This window comes from Novosphingobium pokkalii (assembly GCF_014652855.1).
GTDB lineage: Bacteria > Pseudomonadota > Alphaproteobacteria > Sphingomonadales > Sphingomonadaceae > Novosphingobium > Novosphingobium pokkalii.
Genome location: NZ_BMZP01000040.1, coordinates 1 through 12,840 on the forward strand (window position 1 = coordinate 1; position 12,840 = coordinate 12,840).

Sequence of the window (12,840 nt, forward strand, 5' to 3'; positions counted from 1 at the left end):
ACTGCGGATGCCGCCCCAGCGACCCGCCAATGCATAATCTGCCAAAGTAGTGCTAGGCGGCGTGGACCAATTCCACAACTGCGCAGCACAAGGCAGCAGTGCGGTGGCGCGATCAGATGTAGATGAAAATGTATTGCACGCTCGGACTGTAGGGCCTGAACAGCGAGGGGGCGAAATTGCGCTGCACGAAAAATTGCGCGGTTCCGTCGGGCTGCACCGACTCGATGATGATGTCGGCTCCCAGCACATCCTCGAAAACCACCGGATAGGGCACCTTGGCCGGGTTGCTGGCCATCCGGTAATATTGCTCGTTGCGGCCTGTGTGGGTGGGCGTGATGATATAGTCGAACGGCAGCGCCGCACCATTGCGGGTTATTTCGAGTTCGAGGCTGATTTTCGACGTCGTCGTATCGAACTTGCGGTACTTCAGCCTGATCTCGTCGGCCGCATTCTCTTGAACCAGATGCTCGACACGGTAAGGCAGGGGGCCGACCGGCTGCTCCTTCAGGAAAAGCGGATCCTTGGCACCGGCCAGAAAATAATGGTCGAACCGGCCGTCCTTGTCGTCATCGACAAAGCAAAAGCGGACGATGTTCTCGAACTTGGAGCCCATGTCGCCCATCAAGCCGGCCATGAATGACGAGCGCGCCTTCATGTCGTCGCCGCAGTAATAGATATCGGCTTGGCTGCCCACGATCGAGCGCGTACGATCGTTGGCCAGCACGGTGGTCAGAACCGCGCCTGCGGGGATATCGGCCGCAAAGCGAGCGATTTCGGCATGAACCGGAACGTCGAGATAGGTCTTTTCGGTACGCGCGATCTTTGCCCGCAGCACGACATCGCCGGGCTTCGCGGAAACCTTCGTCCCGATGGTCACCGACCTGTCAGGCACCAGCGTATCGGGCAGGACCACCACCGGCGCCCGCGCGGCGCCCAGCGCCAAAGCCAGAAACGGCAAAATGCATGATCGGCTGCGGCGCATCGTCACTCCTTGCAGTCCGCGAAAACGTATATGAAACAAGGCGTAACAATCCTTAAACCTGAATCACAAGGGAAATCAGGACCATTCCGGCAAGAATGCGCACGTGGCCGCCACGCGCACTGCCTTCGCAAAAAAGCGGCCCTTCCCGAGGGAAAGGCCGCCTTTTTGATAACTGATGCGAAGATCAGAGCGTGCGTTCGCGTTCTTCCACTTCAAACACTTCCAGCGTGTCGCCGGCCTTGATGTCGTTGGTGTCCTGCAACACCACGCCGCATTCAAGCCCTGCGCGCACTTCGGAAACGTCGTCCTTGAAGCGACGCAGCGATGCGATCGTGGTCTTGCTGACGATAACGTCGTTGCGGGTGAGGCGGGCGTGGATGCCCTTGCGGATATAGCCTTCCAGCACGAGCAGACCGGCAGCCTTGTCCTTCTTGCCCGCAGGGAAGACTTCCTTGACTTCCGCACGGCCCACGACGGTTTCGATGCGCTCCGGCCCCAGCTCGCCCGCCATTTCCTTGGCGATGTCGTCGGTGAGCTGATAGATCACATCGAAGTACTTCATCCGCACCTTGTTGCGCTCGATCAGCTCGCGCGCCTTGGCATTGGGACGGACATTGAAGCCCACGATCGGCGCGCCGGAAGCCTGGGCCAGGCCCACGTCGCTTTCGGTGATGGCGCCCACCCCCGAATGCAGCACGCGCACCTTGATCTCGTCGGTCGAGAGGCGGTTGAGCGCGTTGACGATCGCTTCGGTCGAACCCTGCACGTCGGCCTTGATCACCACCGGATATTCGATGACGGTCTGCTTGGCGGCCAGCGCGGAGAACATGTTCTCCAGGCTCGACGGCGCCACGGCGGTGCGCTTGGCAGTCGCCTTTTCCTGACGATAGGCGGCCACTTCGCGGGCACGGGCTTCGTTTTCCACCACGGTGAGCGTGTCACCGGCCATCGGCACGCCGCCGATACCCAGCACTTCCACCGGCAGCGACGGCGGCGCGGACTTCACCTGGCGGCCCTTGTCGTCCAGCATGGCGCGAACGCGGCCAGACTGGGTGCCAACCACCAGAATGTCGCCCACATGCAGCGTGCCGCGGTTGATCAGCACGGTGGCGAGCGGCCCCTTGCCCTTGTCGAGCTTGGCCTCGATCACGGTCGCCTCGGCGGCGCGATCGGGGTTGGCGCGCAGTTCCATCAGCTCGGCCTGGAGCAGGATCTTCTCGATCAGCGTGTCGAGACCGGCGCCGGTCTTGGAGGAAACCTCCACGTCCTGCACGTCGCCCGACATGTCTTCCACGATCACTTCGTGCTCGAGCAGGCGCTCGCGGATCTTCTGCGGGTTCGCCTCGGGCTTGTCGCTCTTGGTGATCGCCACGATCATCGGCACGCCGGCGGCCTTGGTGTGATTGATGGCTTCCACCGTCTGCGGCATGATGCCGTCGTCGGCAGCCACCACCAGAATGACGATGTCGGTGACGTTGGCCCCGCGCATGCGCATTTCGGTGAAGGCTTCGTGGCCCGGCGTGTCGAGGAAGGTGATGTAGTCACCGCCCTTGGTCTTGATCTGATAGGCGCCGATATGCTGCGTGATGCCGCCGGCTTCACCGCGCACCACGTCGGTGCCGCGCAGCGCGTCGAGCAGGCTGGTCTTGCCGTGATCGACGTGGCCCATGATCGCCACGACCGGGGGCCGTGCCTTGAGCGTGGTTTCGGCATCGATGTCCGAAGCGGTGTCGATGTCGACGTCGCTGTCGTTCACGCGCTGGATGTTGTGGCCGAATTCGGTCACCAGCAGTTCGGCGGTGTCCTGGTCGATGGTCTGGTTGATGGTGACCATCATGCCCATCTTGAACAGCGCCTTGATCAGGTCGGCTGCCTTTTCCGCCATGCGGTTGGCCAGCTCCTGCACGGTGATCGCTTCGGGCACGATCACGTCGCGCACCTGCTTTTCACGCTGCTGGGTCTGCCCGGCGAAGTGGGCACGGCGTTCCTTTTCGCGGGCGCGTTTGAGCGCGGCGAGCGAACGGGCGCGGGCGCCTTCGTCCTCGTTGAGCGCGCGGGTGACCGTCAGCTTGCCCGCCTGGCGGCGGTCGTTGGCATTCTTGTCACGCGGAGCATGGGCCGGCTTCTTCGCCGGTTCGGGGCGCTTGGGCGCCACGACCGGGGTGAAGCGACGCGGTGCGGGAACGGCGGCCGGGGCGGCGGCAGCCGGCTTAGCAGCCGGGGCAGCCGGCGCGGGCGCAGCGGCCTTGACCGACTCTTCCACCTTGGGCGCGGCAGCGGGTTCGGCCACGGGTTCAGGCGAAGCCACCGGCGCTTCCGGCGCGGCTTGTGCCACGGGCTCCGGTTCGGCCGGCGCAGCTTCGGGCGCGGCAGCGGCCTGGGCAGCGGCTTCCTTCTGCTCGGCGCGGCGGCGCTCTTCCTCGATCGCGCGCAGGCGTTCTTCCTGCTCGCGACGGTTGGCGGCTTCCAGCGCGGCGAGACGGGCTTCCTCGGCCTGGCGCAGCAGACGCGCCTGCAATTCTTGGCGCGTTTCGCGCGAAGCGGTGGGCGAGACCGGCGGCGGCGGCGGCGGCACGACCGGGGCGCGCGCGGCCGGGGCAGCCGGACGCGGTGCAGCGGCAGGGGCAGCCGCAGCCGGTGCGGCGGGCTGGCCACCCGGCATCAGCTTGCGGCGCTTGACCTCGACCACCACCTTGTTGGTGCGACCATGGCTGAAGGTCTGCTTGACCTCTCCAGCCTCCACTGCGGTCTTCAGGCCCAGTGGCCTGCGGCCCAGTGTCGGCTTCTTGTCGCTATCGCTCATCGAACTCATTCGCCCTTCGTATCCAAATCGTCGTTCGCCGCGTGTGCGGCCGGTGCATCGGCAGGAGTCGGCCCGCCTGGACTATCGCGTCCAGGTGGACCTTCCGGTGCCGCAGCCCCGATAAAGTGCATCAGACGGTCCAGCGGACCGGCAATCCGTTCGGCCGCGCCCGCATCGGTGACGCCAAGGTGAACGACGTTGTCGCGGCCCAATGCCACAGACAGCGCCGCCCGGTCCAGCGGCAAGATGATGCCGGCCATGCCAGACCCTTCGGCCATTTCGCCCACTCGCCAGGCCTGGGCAAGCTTGCCCACGCCATCGGCCTTGGCATCGCTGGCATGGGCCAGCCAGACAATCGCCCCGGATCGGGCCGATTGGGCAATCTTTTCCGTGCCCAGCACCAGATTGCCAGCGCGCAACTCGATGCCGAGTCGGTCCAGCGTGGCGCGCTTGAGGCCTTGTTCGATGCGATCTGCGAGGTCCGCAGGGATGGTCAGCGGCGCGCCCTTGAAGGCCCGCGCCAGCGCTCCCTTAAGTTTGCCATTGCCAAGGGCAATTTCAAGGTCTGCACGGCTCACGCCGATCCAGGCGCCGCGCCCCGGGGCGCGCGCCAGCGGATCGGGCAGAACCAGACCGTCGGGCGAAACAGCCAGGCGCACCAAAGTGTCCCGGCCATCGTGGCGGGCGGAGAGGATGCATTTCCGCTCCGGCAAGGCCTTTTCAGGCTTTGCCGGGCGGTCTTGCGGCCCTTGCGCGCTCAGCGTCTCATTGTGAGGATTCCGCATCGGCGGCCTCCTCGGTTGCGGGGGCTTCGTCGGCCACCGGTTCATCGTCGAACCAGTGGGCGCGTGCCGCCATGATGATTTCGTTGCCCTGCTCGTCGGTCAGGCCATATTCGCCCAGCACGCCGCCCTTGTCTTCGCTGCGCTCCGAACGGTCACGCTCGCGGCGATCGTTGCGGCGACGCTGGTCGTTGCTGCGCTTTTTGGCGATCAGTTCGTCGGTGGCGAGATCGGCCAGATCGTCCAGCGTCTTGATCCCGGCCTTGCCCAAGGTGACGAGCATGGCTTCGGTCAGATGCGGCAGTTCGGCCAGGGCATCTTCCACGCCCAGCGCCCGGCGCTCTTCGCGCTGGCCTTCCTCGCGGCGGTCGAGCGCTTCCTGCGCGCGGTTCTGCAATTCGGTCGCCAGTTCCTCGTCGAACCCTTCGATCGCGGCCAGTTCGCTGATGTCGATATAGGCGACTTCTTCCAGCTCGCTGAAGCCTTCGGCCACCAGCAACTGCGACAGGGTTTCGTCCACGTCGAGTTCTTCCTCGAACGTCTTGGAACGTTCGGAGAATTCCTTCTGGCGCTTTTCGCTCGCCTCGGCCTCGGTCATGATGTCGATGGCCGAACCGGTGAGCGAGGATGCCAGGCGCACGTTCTGGCCGCGACGGCCGATCGCCAGGCTGAGCTGGTCATCGGGCACCACCACTTCGATGCGGCTTTCTTCCTCGTCGATCACCACGCGGCTGACGGTGGCCGGCTGGAGGGCGTTGACCACGAAGGTCGCGGTGTCTTCGCTCCAGGGGATGATGTCGATCTTTTCGCCCTGCATTTCCTGCACGACGGCCTGGACGCGGCTGCCCTTCATGCCGACGCAGGCGCCGACCGGATCGATCGAGCTGTCGCGGCTGATCACGCCGATCTTGGCGCGGCTGCCCGGATCGCGCGCAGCGGCCTTGATCTCGATGATGCCGTCATAGATTTCGGGCACTTCCTGCGCGAACAGCTTCTTCATGAAATCGGGGTGCGCACGGCTCAGGAAAATCTGCGGCCCACGGTTCTGGCGCTCGACCTTGAGGATCAGCGCGCGCACGCGCTCGCCCACGCGCGGCACTTCGCGCGGGATCTGCTGGTCGCGACGGATCACGCCTTCGGCGCGGCCCAGATTGACGATCACGTGGCCGAATTCGACAGACTTGATCACGCCGGTGATGATTTCGCCGGCACGGTCCTTGAATTCGTCATACTGGCGGTCGCGCTCGGCATCGCGCACCTTCTGGAAGATGACCTGCTTGGCCGACTGGGCATCGATGCGGCCCAGGTCCACCGGCGGCAGCGGATCGACGATGAAGTCCCCCACCTTGGCGCCGGCCTGAAGCTTTTCGGCCTGCTTGAGATCGACCTGCTTGAAGTAGTCCTCGACATGCTCGACCACTTCGACCACGCGCCACAGGCGCAGATCGCCGGTGCGCGGATCGAGCTTGGCGCGAATGTCGTTCTCGGCGCCATAGCGGTTGCGCGCCGACTTCTGGATCGCTTCTTCCATCGCTTCGATCACGATGGACTTGTCGATCATCTTTTCGGCAGCGACCGCGTTGGCAATCGCCAGCAGCTCGGCACGGTTGGCGGAAATCGCACTGGCCATGGCTTAGTCTTCCTGTTCCTCAAGAAATGCGTCGGGTTGCGCCAAAGCGTCTTCGTCTTCGAAATCTTCCTCGTCCACGCCGGACGTATCGACCGGGCGCGAGGCGGCAATCAGCCGATCGGTAAGGATCAGCTTGGCATTGGTGACGAGCGCGAAGGGCACGGCATAGACCACGCCATCGTCCTCGATCGAAATCGTTCCGGTCTCGGCATCGAAAGCCTTGAGATCGCCGCGAAAGCGCTTGCGATTGTCGAGCAGCTCGGCCAGCTCGATCCGCGCCTCATGGCCGATCCACGCGGCAAAGTCCTTGGGCCGGGTCAGCGGACGGTCGATGCCCGGTGAGCTGACTTCGAGGCGATAGGCGTCCTCGATCAGCATTTCGCCGGCTTCCTCGAGCGCGTCGATCTTGTCCGAGATGCGGTGCGACAGAGCGGCGCAATCCTCGATCACCAGTTGCCCGGTCTCGGGCCGCTCGGCCATGACCTGGAGCGTGTGCTCCTCGTCGCCCACCTCGCTTTTGCCATAAAGGCGCACGCGCACGAGATCGAATCCCAGGGCCTTCACCTCGGGCTCCACAATCTCGATGATCCGCGCGATATCCGTCATGCAATCTCCAATGCCCCGAATAGTCTGCACCGTGCAGGCAATGGAGTTTCGCGCCGGCCCCTTTCGGCGCCAGCCCGCTCTTGCCTTCACAATGTCGGGATGAATGTGCAGATAAGCCAGGCAGCGGAAAATTGCAAGAACAAAGCGGCGACGCCCGGCACAACATCCGCCAGTAAGGCCCAAGGTGGGCGAGAACCGCCGGATTGCTCCGGCAGCATCGCATGCCAGGCCCGCCCGGCCCGCACCCGATGCCTGCCCTCAAAGGGGAAAAGAAGGCCGGTTCCCGCCCTCAAAAGCTGCGCGGCATGCGAATCGCGTCAGCCATGAAAATCATTATCCAAATTATCGGTGAATAATCCCAATCGTTGGTATTCACTTGGCGTTCACCCAGCCACCTCATCTCCGGGAATGGCGGAAATCAGCCATTTTTCGAATTTGGCACGCCCCATGCAAAGCAGGGGACATCAGCCGGATACGCCATCCGGCGCCACAATCAGGGAGTATCGACCATGACTGCACTTCGTTCCATCGCCGGCCGCGCCAGCGCCGCCGTTGCCGCCCTCGCCCTTTCGCTGGCCCTCATCGGCCAGACCGTGGAAACCCCGGCGGCTGTCAGCCACGCCGCCACCTCGACCGTGGAGATCGCATGATGACCGACTTGCGCTTTGACGACAGCCCCGTCCGCCCCGCCCGCCGTGGCAGCATTTTCCGCCGCGATCGCCAGAACGGCAAGATCTTCGGCGTCTGCGCCGGCATGGCCGACGCGCTGGATATCGATGTCACGCTGGTGCGCGTGGCCTGGATCGCCGGCACACTGCTGGGCTTCGGCTCGCTGCTGCTGATCTACCTGGCCATCGCCCTGATCGCCGATTGATGCGGGGCCGCCAAACCCCGCACCCCTCTCACACCGAGGCGGTGCGGGCAAACGGCGAGAAATCGGTATCGGTGTCGAACACGTCCACGCCTTCGCGCCGCTTGAGGAAATTGACCACGGCATAGGTCACGGGCGTGAGCACCACTTCCCACAGCACCTTGAACGCCCAGTTGGTGATCATCACGTGGACCACGTCGGCATTGGTCCAGGTGCCCAGGAACGCCACGGGATAGAAGATCAGGCTGTCCACCGCCTGGCCAAAGATGGTGGAACCCCAGGTGCGGGTGAACAGATACTTGCCCCCCGTCCAGACTTTCATCCGCGCCATGACGAAGGAATTGACGAACTCGCCCGCCCAGAACGCGGTGACCGAGGCCAGCACGATGCGCCAGGTGCTGCCGAACACTGAGACATAGGTGGTCTGGCACAAGGCGCCGGCCGAACCCTTGGCGACCAGCGCGGCGAACTGCGGATCGCCGCTCGAGGCGCAGCCCCAGTCGGCCGCCGGCGGCATCGCCACCACCACAAAGCTCATCAGCGCCATGAACAGCAGCGCGAAAAAGCCCACCCAGACGCAGCGGCGCGCATTGGCATAGCCATAGACTTCGGTCAGCACGTCGCCCAGCACGTAGGACACCGGGAAGAACAGGATGCCCGCGCCAAAGGTAAAGCCGCCCACGCTCGACAGCTTGGACGCGCCGATCAGGTTCGAGAGCAACAGAATCGCCACGAACGCGGCCATCATGTAATCGAAATAGCGGAAATGCCGCCGCGCACCGGCCGAGCCGCCGATCTTTTCGAGCATGCCAATGGGGGCGGAGGGCGCAGCCTGGGCGGTGTCGTTCATGGGGAAGAACTGCTATCGCCATTTGCACCAAAGGCAAAGCCGTCTTATGGGCACGGCTGCGCGCGCTCTTAGCTCAGCTGGATAGAGCATCGGCCTTCTAAGCCGGTGGTCGCAGGTTCGAATCCTGCAGGGCGCGCCAACTTCTTACTCATCTCACCGCCTTTTCGCATGCAGCCTGCTGCACCTGCGCGATCGCCTGCCAGGTCCGCGCAAACTCTGCGTCCTCCAGGCCATGATAATCGTGGTCGCTGTCAATCGACACGATCGCGCATGCCGGGCCAAGCAATGGCCCGAACTGCGCCGGATCGCCGCCATAGATATCGCGCTGTCCCTGGATCACCACCATCGGCTTGGTCACGCCGCGCAAATGCCGCGTGCGATAGGCTTCGCGCTGCCGCTCCGGATGGCGAAAGGGGTAGCCGAAGCTGGCAATACCCTGAACCTTGGGATGGGCCGCGATCCGCGTGGCGGCCACGCCCCCGGCCGAATGGGTGATGATCACGACTCGCTCATGGGGCAGCGCTTCGATGAACCGCGCCAGTTCGCGCGCGGCTACCCGCCACGGCGGCAGCAGCGCGGCGACCAGGAAATCCCAACGTTGCGGGCTGGCGCAGGCCAGCACGGTCTTGACCACGCACCAGGCAAGGCGCCCAGGCCAGGACAGCGCCTGGCCCGTGCTGCGCGCGATGCCGGGCAGGACCTGCTCCAGGCGGCGGTTGATCCGTTCCGACGCGGCCTGGCGCGGGGATTGGAACAGAAACACCGGCTGGCCGCACTCGCCGAACCTGGCGGTCACACGGGGCAGGATATCGGATCGCCTGGCCGTGTTGTTTCGATCGGCGAGAACGATCGCCATCGGTGGCGTCATGCGGAAGACCATTGCGGCAGCGGTTGCACTTGTGCCAGCGGAGACGGCAACCGCACCCGTCTGTCAAGCTGCCTCAACAGGCTGGCCTTGCCCCTGTCATCCATGCCATGGCTTGGCCGACCGTCAGCCCTTCCCCCCAGGAGCCTCAATGCCTCAAAAGCCCCCCATCGGCCGCGACACCCGCCTGTGCATGTCGCTGTCCGGTCGCCCCGGCAACGCCGGATCGCGCCTGCACAACTATCTCTATGACGCGCTGGGCCTGGATTACATCTACAAGTCGTTCTCCACGCGCGACCTACCCGCTGCGGTTGCCGGCATCCGCGCGCTGGATATTCGCGGCAGCGCGATCTCGATGCCGTTCAAGGAAGCGGTGATTCCGCTGATCGATGCGCTGGAGCCGTCCGCGCTCGCCATCGACAGCGTCAACACGATCGTCAACGACGATGGCCACCTGACCGGCTACAACACCGATTACACCGCCTGCCGCCAGTTGATCGAGGCGAGCCCCGCCGACCCGGCCAAGCCGTTCCTGCTGCGCGGCAGCGGCGGCATGGCCAAGGCCGTGGTCGCCGCGCTGCGCGATGCGGGCTTCACGCAAGGGACAATCGCGGCCCGCAATCCCGAGGCCGGGCCGGCGCTGGCAGAGCGTTATGGCTTTGCCTGGGCAGCGGAACTGCCCGCGCAAGGCGCGCCCCTGCTCGTCAACGTCACGCCGCTCGGCATGGAAGGCCCCGATGCCGAGGCCCTGGCTTTCCCGGAGGCCATGATCGCCGCTGCCGAGGTGGCGTTCGACGTCGTGGCGCAGCCGGCGCAGACCCCTTTCATCCAGGCCGCGATCGGCGCCGGAAAGCCGGTGTTTTCCGGCGCGGAAGTGATCGTGCTCCAGGCCGTGGAGCAATTCGCGCTCTACACCGGCGTGCGCCCCTCGGCCGAACTGGTGATCGAGGCGGCCCGCTTTGCCCATGGCGATGCCACCGCCGCGCGCCTCGCCGCCGCGACGATGAAGGGTTAAAATCGGGCACCCCCTTCCCGTGGCTGTGGTGCGTCCTATATGAAGCGCCACAGCCACGGGCGCCCGGTATCGGCGGACCACGGCGCAGGAAGGACATGAGGGATATGGGCAAGGCCGAGGTCGAGTTTCCCGAGCCGCCGTTCGCCATCGACGACGTTGTCGCGCACTTGCGCCGCGTGCGCGAAGGCTGGCGCGATGCCCGCAGCAAGCGCGGCGATTATGGCGCGGTCGGTTTTCCCTCGCGCCACGCGCTGGGCCGCATCATCGACGTGCTCGCGGCTGCGCTGTTCCCCCTTCGCCTGGGACCGGCCGAAGTAACCGCCGCCAACGAAGACATCTTCGTGGCTGCCAGCCTGCAATCGGCCCTGCCCCTGCTCGCCGCGCAAGTGCGGATGGAACTGCACTACAGCCATCCGCAGGATTGCGACGCCACGGTGGACGCGGAAGTGAACCGCATCGTGGGCGAACTTGCCGCCCGCCTGCCGGAAATCCGCCGCCTGCTCGACAGCGACGTGGAAGCCGCGTTCGACGGCGATCCCGCCGCGCGCTGCGTGGACGAAGTGCTGCTGTGCTATCCTTTCGTCACCGCCGTGCTGCACCACCGCGTGGCGCACGAACTCTACAAGCTGGGCGCGCCGCTGGTGGCGCGCATCATCGCGGAAATCGCCCATTCGCGCACCGGCATCGACATCCACCCCGGCGCCACGATCGGTGAAAGCTTCTTCATCGACCACGGCACCGGCGTGGTGATCGGCCAGACCGCGATCATCGGCAAGCGCGTGCGCATCTACCAGGCCGTGACACTCGGCGCGCGCAGCTTCAGCACCGACGAGGAAGGCCGCCTGGTCAAGGACGAGCCGCGCCATCCGATCATCGAGGACGACGTGACGATCTACGCCGGGGCCACGATCCTTGGCCGCGTGACGATCGGCCGCTGCTCGGTGATCGGCGGAAATGTCTGGCTCACCCGCTCCGTCCCGCCCGGCAGCCGCGTGCGCCAGACCCAGGCCAGCGTCACGGTGGAAGCGGGCGATCCCTGCGATTGAGTTTTTGAGTTGGGATTTGAACACCCCCTCCCCTGACCCCTCCCGCGAGCGGGAGGGGGACACAAAAAAGCCCCCTCCTCATCGCAAGGAGGGGGTTTGGGGGTGGTGCGAAGCCTAACGCAACACCCCGAAAATCAAAGCTTGCCCACCAGCTCCGGCACGGCGGTGAACAGGTCCGCGACCAGGCCGACGTCGGCGACCTGGAAGATCGGCGCGTCCTCGTCCTTGTTGATGGCGATGATGGTCTTGCTGTCCTTCATGCCCGCAAGGTGCTGGATCGCCCCGGAAATGCCCACTGCAACATAGACCTGCGGCGCCACGATCTTGCCGGTCTGGCCCACCTGGTAATCGTTGGGCACATAGCCCGCGTCCACCGCCGCGCGGCTCGCGCCGATCGCGGCGCCCAGCTTGTCGGCCAGGGGCGTGATCGTCGCGGCAAAGGTTTCCGCATCCTTCAAGGCGCGGCCGCCCGAGACGATGACCTTGGCGCTGGTCAGTTCGGGGCGCTCGCTCTTGGCGATTTCCGCGCCAACGAAGCTGGAGAGGCCGGCATCGCCCGCGCCGCTCACCGCTTCCACAGACGCGCTGCCGCCGCTCGCGTCCGCCTTGGCAAAGGCGGTGGCGCGCACGGTCACCACCAGCTTGGTATCGCTCGATTCGACCGTGGCGATGGCATTGCCGGCATAGATCGGCCGGGTGAAGGTCTTGGGCCCTTCGACCGAGAGAATATCAGAGACCTGCGCCACATCGAGCAGCGCGGCGACGCGCGGCGCCACGTTCTTGCCGGTGGTCGTCGCCGGGGCCACGAAGGCATCGTGGTCGGCCATCAGGCCCGCCACCAGCGGCGCGACGTTTTCAGCGAGCGCATGGGCATAGGCCGCATCATCGGCCTTGAGCACGGCCGAAACGCCGGCGATCTGCGCCGCCGCCTGGGCCACGCCATCGACGCCTTCGCCCGCCACCAGCGCGACCACGTCGCCCAGTTGGCCCGCCGCCGTCACCGCGCTCAGCGTCGCGTCCTTGATCGCGCCGCTCTCGTGCTCGACCCAGAGAAGAACCTTACCCATCACGCGACTCCCAGTTCCTTGAGCTTGGCCACCAGCGCATCGACATCGGCCACCTTGACGCCCGCCGCGCGCACCGGCGGCTCGGCCACTTTCAGTGTCTTGAGGCGCGGCGCCACGTCCACGCCCAGATCGGCCGGGGTCTTGGTGGCAAGCGGCTTGGCCTTGGCTTTCATGATGTTGGGCAGCGAAGCATAGCGCGGCTCGTTGAGGCGCAGGTCGGTGGTCACCACCGCTGGCAGCGCCAGCTTGACCGTTTCCAGGCCGCCGTCGATCTCGCGCTTGACCAGCAGGTGATCGCCTTCGACGCTGACTTCATTGGCAAA

The 12,840-nt window shown here is 65.3% G+C and carries 13 protein-coding genes and 1 tRNA gene; 5 read left to right on the forward strand and 9 right to left on the reverse strand.

Features of this window, described 5'->3' with window-relative positions; all coding sequences use genetic code 11:
* Positions 1-112: 112 nt before the first annotated feature.
* From IE191_RS20545 to rimP, 5 genes are all read right to left on the reverse strand, one after another.
* The gene (locus IE191_RS20545) at positions 113-982 is read right to left on the reverse strand and encodes a hypothetical protein (RefSeq protein WP_191326306.1); all 870 of its coding nucleotides are present in this window, start codon (positions 980-982) and stop codon (positions 113-115) included.
* Positions 983-1,166: 184 nt separating this feature from the next.
* On the reverse strand, positions 1,167-3,785 hold the full coding sequence (gene infB / locus IE191_RS20550) for a translation initiation factor IF-2 (protein WP_191326307.1): 2,619 nt from the start codon (positions 3,783-3,785) through the stop codon (positions 1,167-1,169).
* Positions 3,786-3,790: 5 nt separating this feature from the next.
* Positions 3,791-4,570, reverse strand: a complete 780-nt coding sequence (locus tag IE191_RS20555; RefSeq protein WP_191326308.1) for a DUF448 domain-containing protein — start codon at positions 4,568-4,570, stop codon at positions 3,791-3,793.
* The gene (gene nusA, locus IE191_RS20560) at positions 4,551-6,197 is read right to left on the reverse strand and encodes a transcription termination factor NusA (protein WP_191326309.1); all 1,647 of its coding nucleotides are present in this window, start codon (positions 6,195-6,197) and stop codon (positions 4,551-4,553) included. The genes IE191_RS20555 and nusA overlap by 20 nt, the downstream gene beginning before the upstream one ends.
* Before the next feature lie 3 nt (positions 6,198-6,200).
* On the reverse strand, positions 6,201-6,803 hold the full coding sequence (gene rimP / locus IE191_RS20565) for a ribosome maturation protein RimP (protein WP_191326310.1): 603 nt from the start codon (positions 6,801-6,803) through the stop codon (positions 6,201-6,203).
* Positions 6,804-7,312: 509 nt separating this feature from the next.
* Between rimP and IE191_RS20570 the strand changes: the two genes are divergently transcribed.
* Together IE191_RS20570 and IE191_RS20575 are read left to right on the forward strand one after the other, a co-directional pair.
* Positions 7,313-7,453, forward strand: a complete 141-nt coding sequence (locus IE191_RS20570; RefSeq protein ID WP_191326311.1) for a hypothetical protein — start codon at positions 7,313-7,315, stop codon at positions 7,451-7,453.
* Positions 7,453-7,677: a PspC domain-containing protein gene (locus tag IE191_RS20575; RefSeq protein WP_191326312.1), complete on the forward strand. Its 225-nt coding sequence runs from the start codon at positions 7,453-7,455 to the stop codon at positions 7,675-7,677. Before IE191_RS20570 ends, IE191_RS20575 begins: the two co-directional genes overlap by 1 nt.
* 28 nt (positions 7,678-7,705) lie before the next feature.
* Here the strand turns inward: IE191_RS20575 and IE191_RS20580 are convergent, their stop codons facing one another.
* Positions 7,706-8,524 carry a queuosine precursor transporter gene (locus tag IE191_RS20580; protein ID WP_373299352.1) on the reverse strand — a complete coding sequence of 273 codons (819 nt, stop codon included), beginning with the start codon at positions 8,522-8,524 and terminating at the stop codon, positions 7,706-7,708.
* Positions 8,525-8,586: 62 nt separating this feature from the next.
* Between IE191_RS20580 and IE191_RS20585 the strand changes: the two genes are divergently transcribed.
* A tRNA-Arg gene (locus IE191_RS20585) sits at positions 8,587-8,663 on the forward strand.
* A 9-nt stretch (positions 8,664-8,672) separates the two neighbouring features.
* On the opposite strand, the gene IE191_RS20590 is transcribed toward IE191_RS20585, so the two are convergent.
* The gene (locus IE191_RS20590) at positions 8,673-9,392 is read right to left on the reverse strand and encodes an alpha/beta family hydrolase (RefSeq protein WP_191326313.1); all 720 of its coding nucleotides are present in this window, start codon (positions 9,390-9,392) and stop codon (positions 8,673-8,675) included.
* A gap of 148 nt (positions 9,393-9,540) precedes the next feature.
* Here IE191_RS20590 and IE191_RS20595 point away from each other — a divergent pair, with 148 nt between their 5' ends.
* Both IE191_RS20595 and epsC read left to right on the forward strand, forming a co-directional pair.
* Complete coding sequence (locus IE191_RS20595; RefSeq protein WP_191326314.1) at positions 9,541-10,404, forward strand: shikimate 5-dehydrogenase; 864 nt, start codon at positions 9,541-9,543, stop codon at positions 10,402-10,404.
* A gap of 95 nt (positions 10,405-10,499) precedes the next feature.
* Complete coding sequence (gene epsC / locus IE191_RS20600; protein WP_229815732.1) at positions 10,500-11,450, forward strand: serine O-acetyltransferase EpsC; 951 nt, start codon at positions 10,500-10,502, stop codon at positions 11,448-11,450.
* 134 nt (positions 11,451-11,584) lie between these two features.
* Here epsC and IE191_RS20605 read toward each other — a convergent pair whose 3' ends face one another.
* Positions 11,585-12,517, reverse strand: a complete 933-nt coding sequence (locus IE191_RS20605) for an electron transfer flavoprotein subunit alpha/FixB family protein (RefSeq protein WP_191326315.1) — start codon at positions 12,515-12,517, stop codon at positions 11,585-11,587.
* Positions 12,517-12,840: electron transfer flavoprotein subunit beta/FixA family protein (locus tag IE191_RS20610; RefSeq protein WP_444544248.1), on the reverse strand; the 324-nt coding region annotated here is incomplete at its 5' end. The genes IE191_RS20610 and IE191_RS20605, both read right to left, overlap by 1 nt.

Excerpts from the sequence above, each read along its gene's own strand:
- IE191_RS20545 (WP_191326306.1), bottom strand. The coding sequence starts at position 982 with ATGCGCCGCAGCCGATCATGCATTTTGCCGTTTCTGGCTTTGGCGCTG.
- infB (WP_191326307.1), bottom strand. The coding sequence starts at position 3,785 with ATGAGCGATAGCGACAAGAAGCCGACACTGGGCCGCAGGCCACTGGGC.
- IE191_RS20555 (WP_191326308.1), bottom strand. The coding sequence starts at position 4,570 with ATGCGGAATCCTCACAATGAGACGCTGAGCGCGCAAGGGCCGCAAGAC.
- nusA (WP_191326309.1), bottom strand. The coding sequence starts at position 6,197 with ATGGCCAGTGCGATTTCCGCCAACCGTGCCGAGCTGCTGGCGATTGCC.
- rimP (WP_191326310.1), bottom strand. The coding sequence starts at position 6,803 with ATGACGGATATCGCGCGGATCATCGAGATTGTGGAGCCCGAGGTGAAG.
- IE191_RS20570 (WP_191326311.1), top strand. The coding sequence starts at position 7,313 with ATGACTGCACTTCGTTCCATCGCCGGCCGCGCCAGCGCCGCCGTTGCC.
- IE191_RS20575 (WP_191326312.1), top strand. The coding sequence starts at position 7,453 with ATGACCGACTTGCGCTTTGACGACAGCCCCGTCCGCCCCGCCCGCCGT.
- IE191_RS20580 (WP_373299352.1), bottom strand. The coding sequence starts at position 8,524 with ATGAACGACACCGCCCAGGCTGCGCCCTCCGCCCCCATTGGCATGCTC.
- IE191_RS20590 (WP_191326313.1), bottom strand. The coding sequence starts at position 9,392 with ATGACGCCACCGATGGCGATCGTTCTCGCCGATCGAAACAACACGGCC.
- IE191_RS20595 (WP_191326314.1), top strand. The coding sequence starts at position 9,541 with ATGCCTCAAAAGCCCCCCATCGGCCGCGACACCCGCCTGTGCATGTCG.
- epsC (WP_229815732.1), top strand. The coding sequence starts at position 10,500 with ATGAGGGATATGGGCAAGGCCGAGGTCGAGTTTCCCGAGCCGCCGTTC.
- IE191_RS20605 (WP_191326315.1), bottom strand. The coding sequence starts at position 12,517 with ATGGGTAAGGTTCTTCTCTGGGTCGAGCACGAGAGCGGCGCGATCAAG.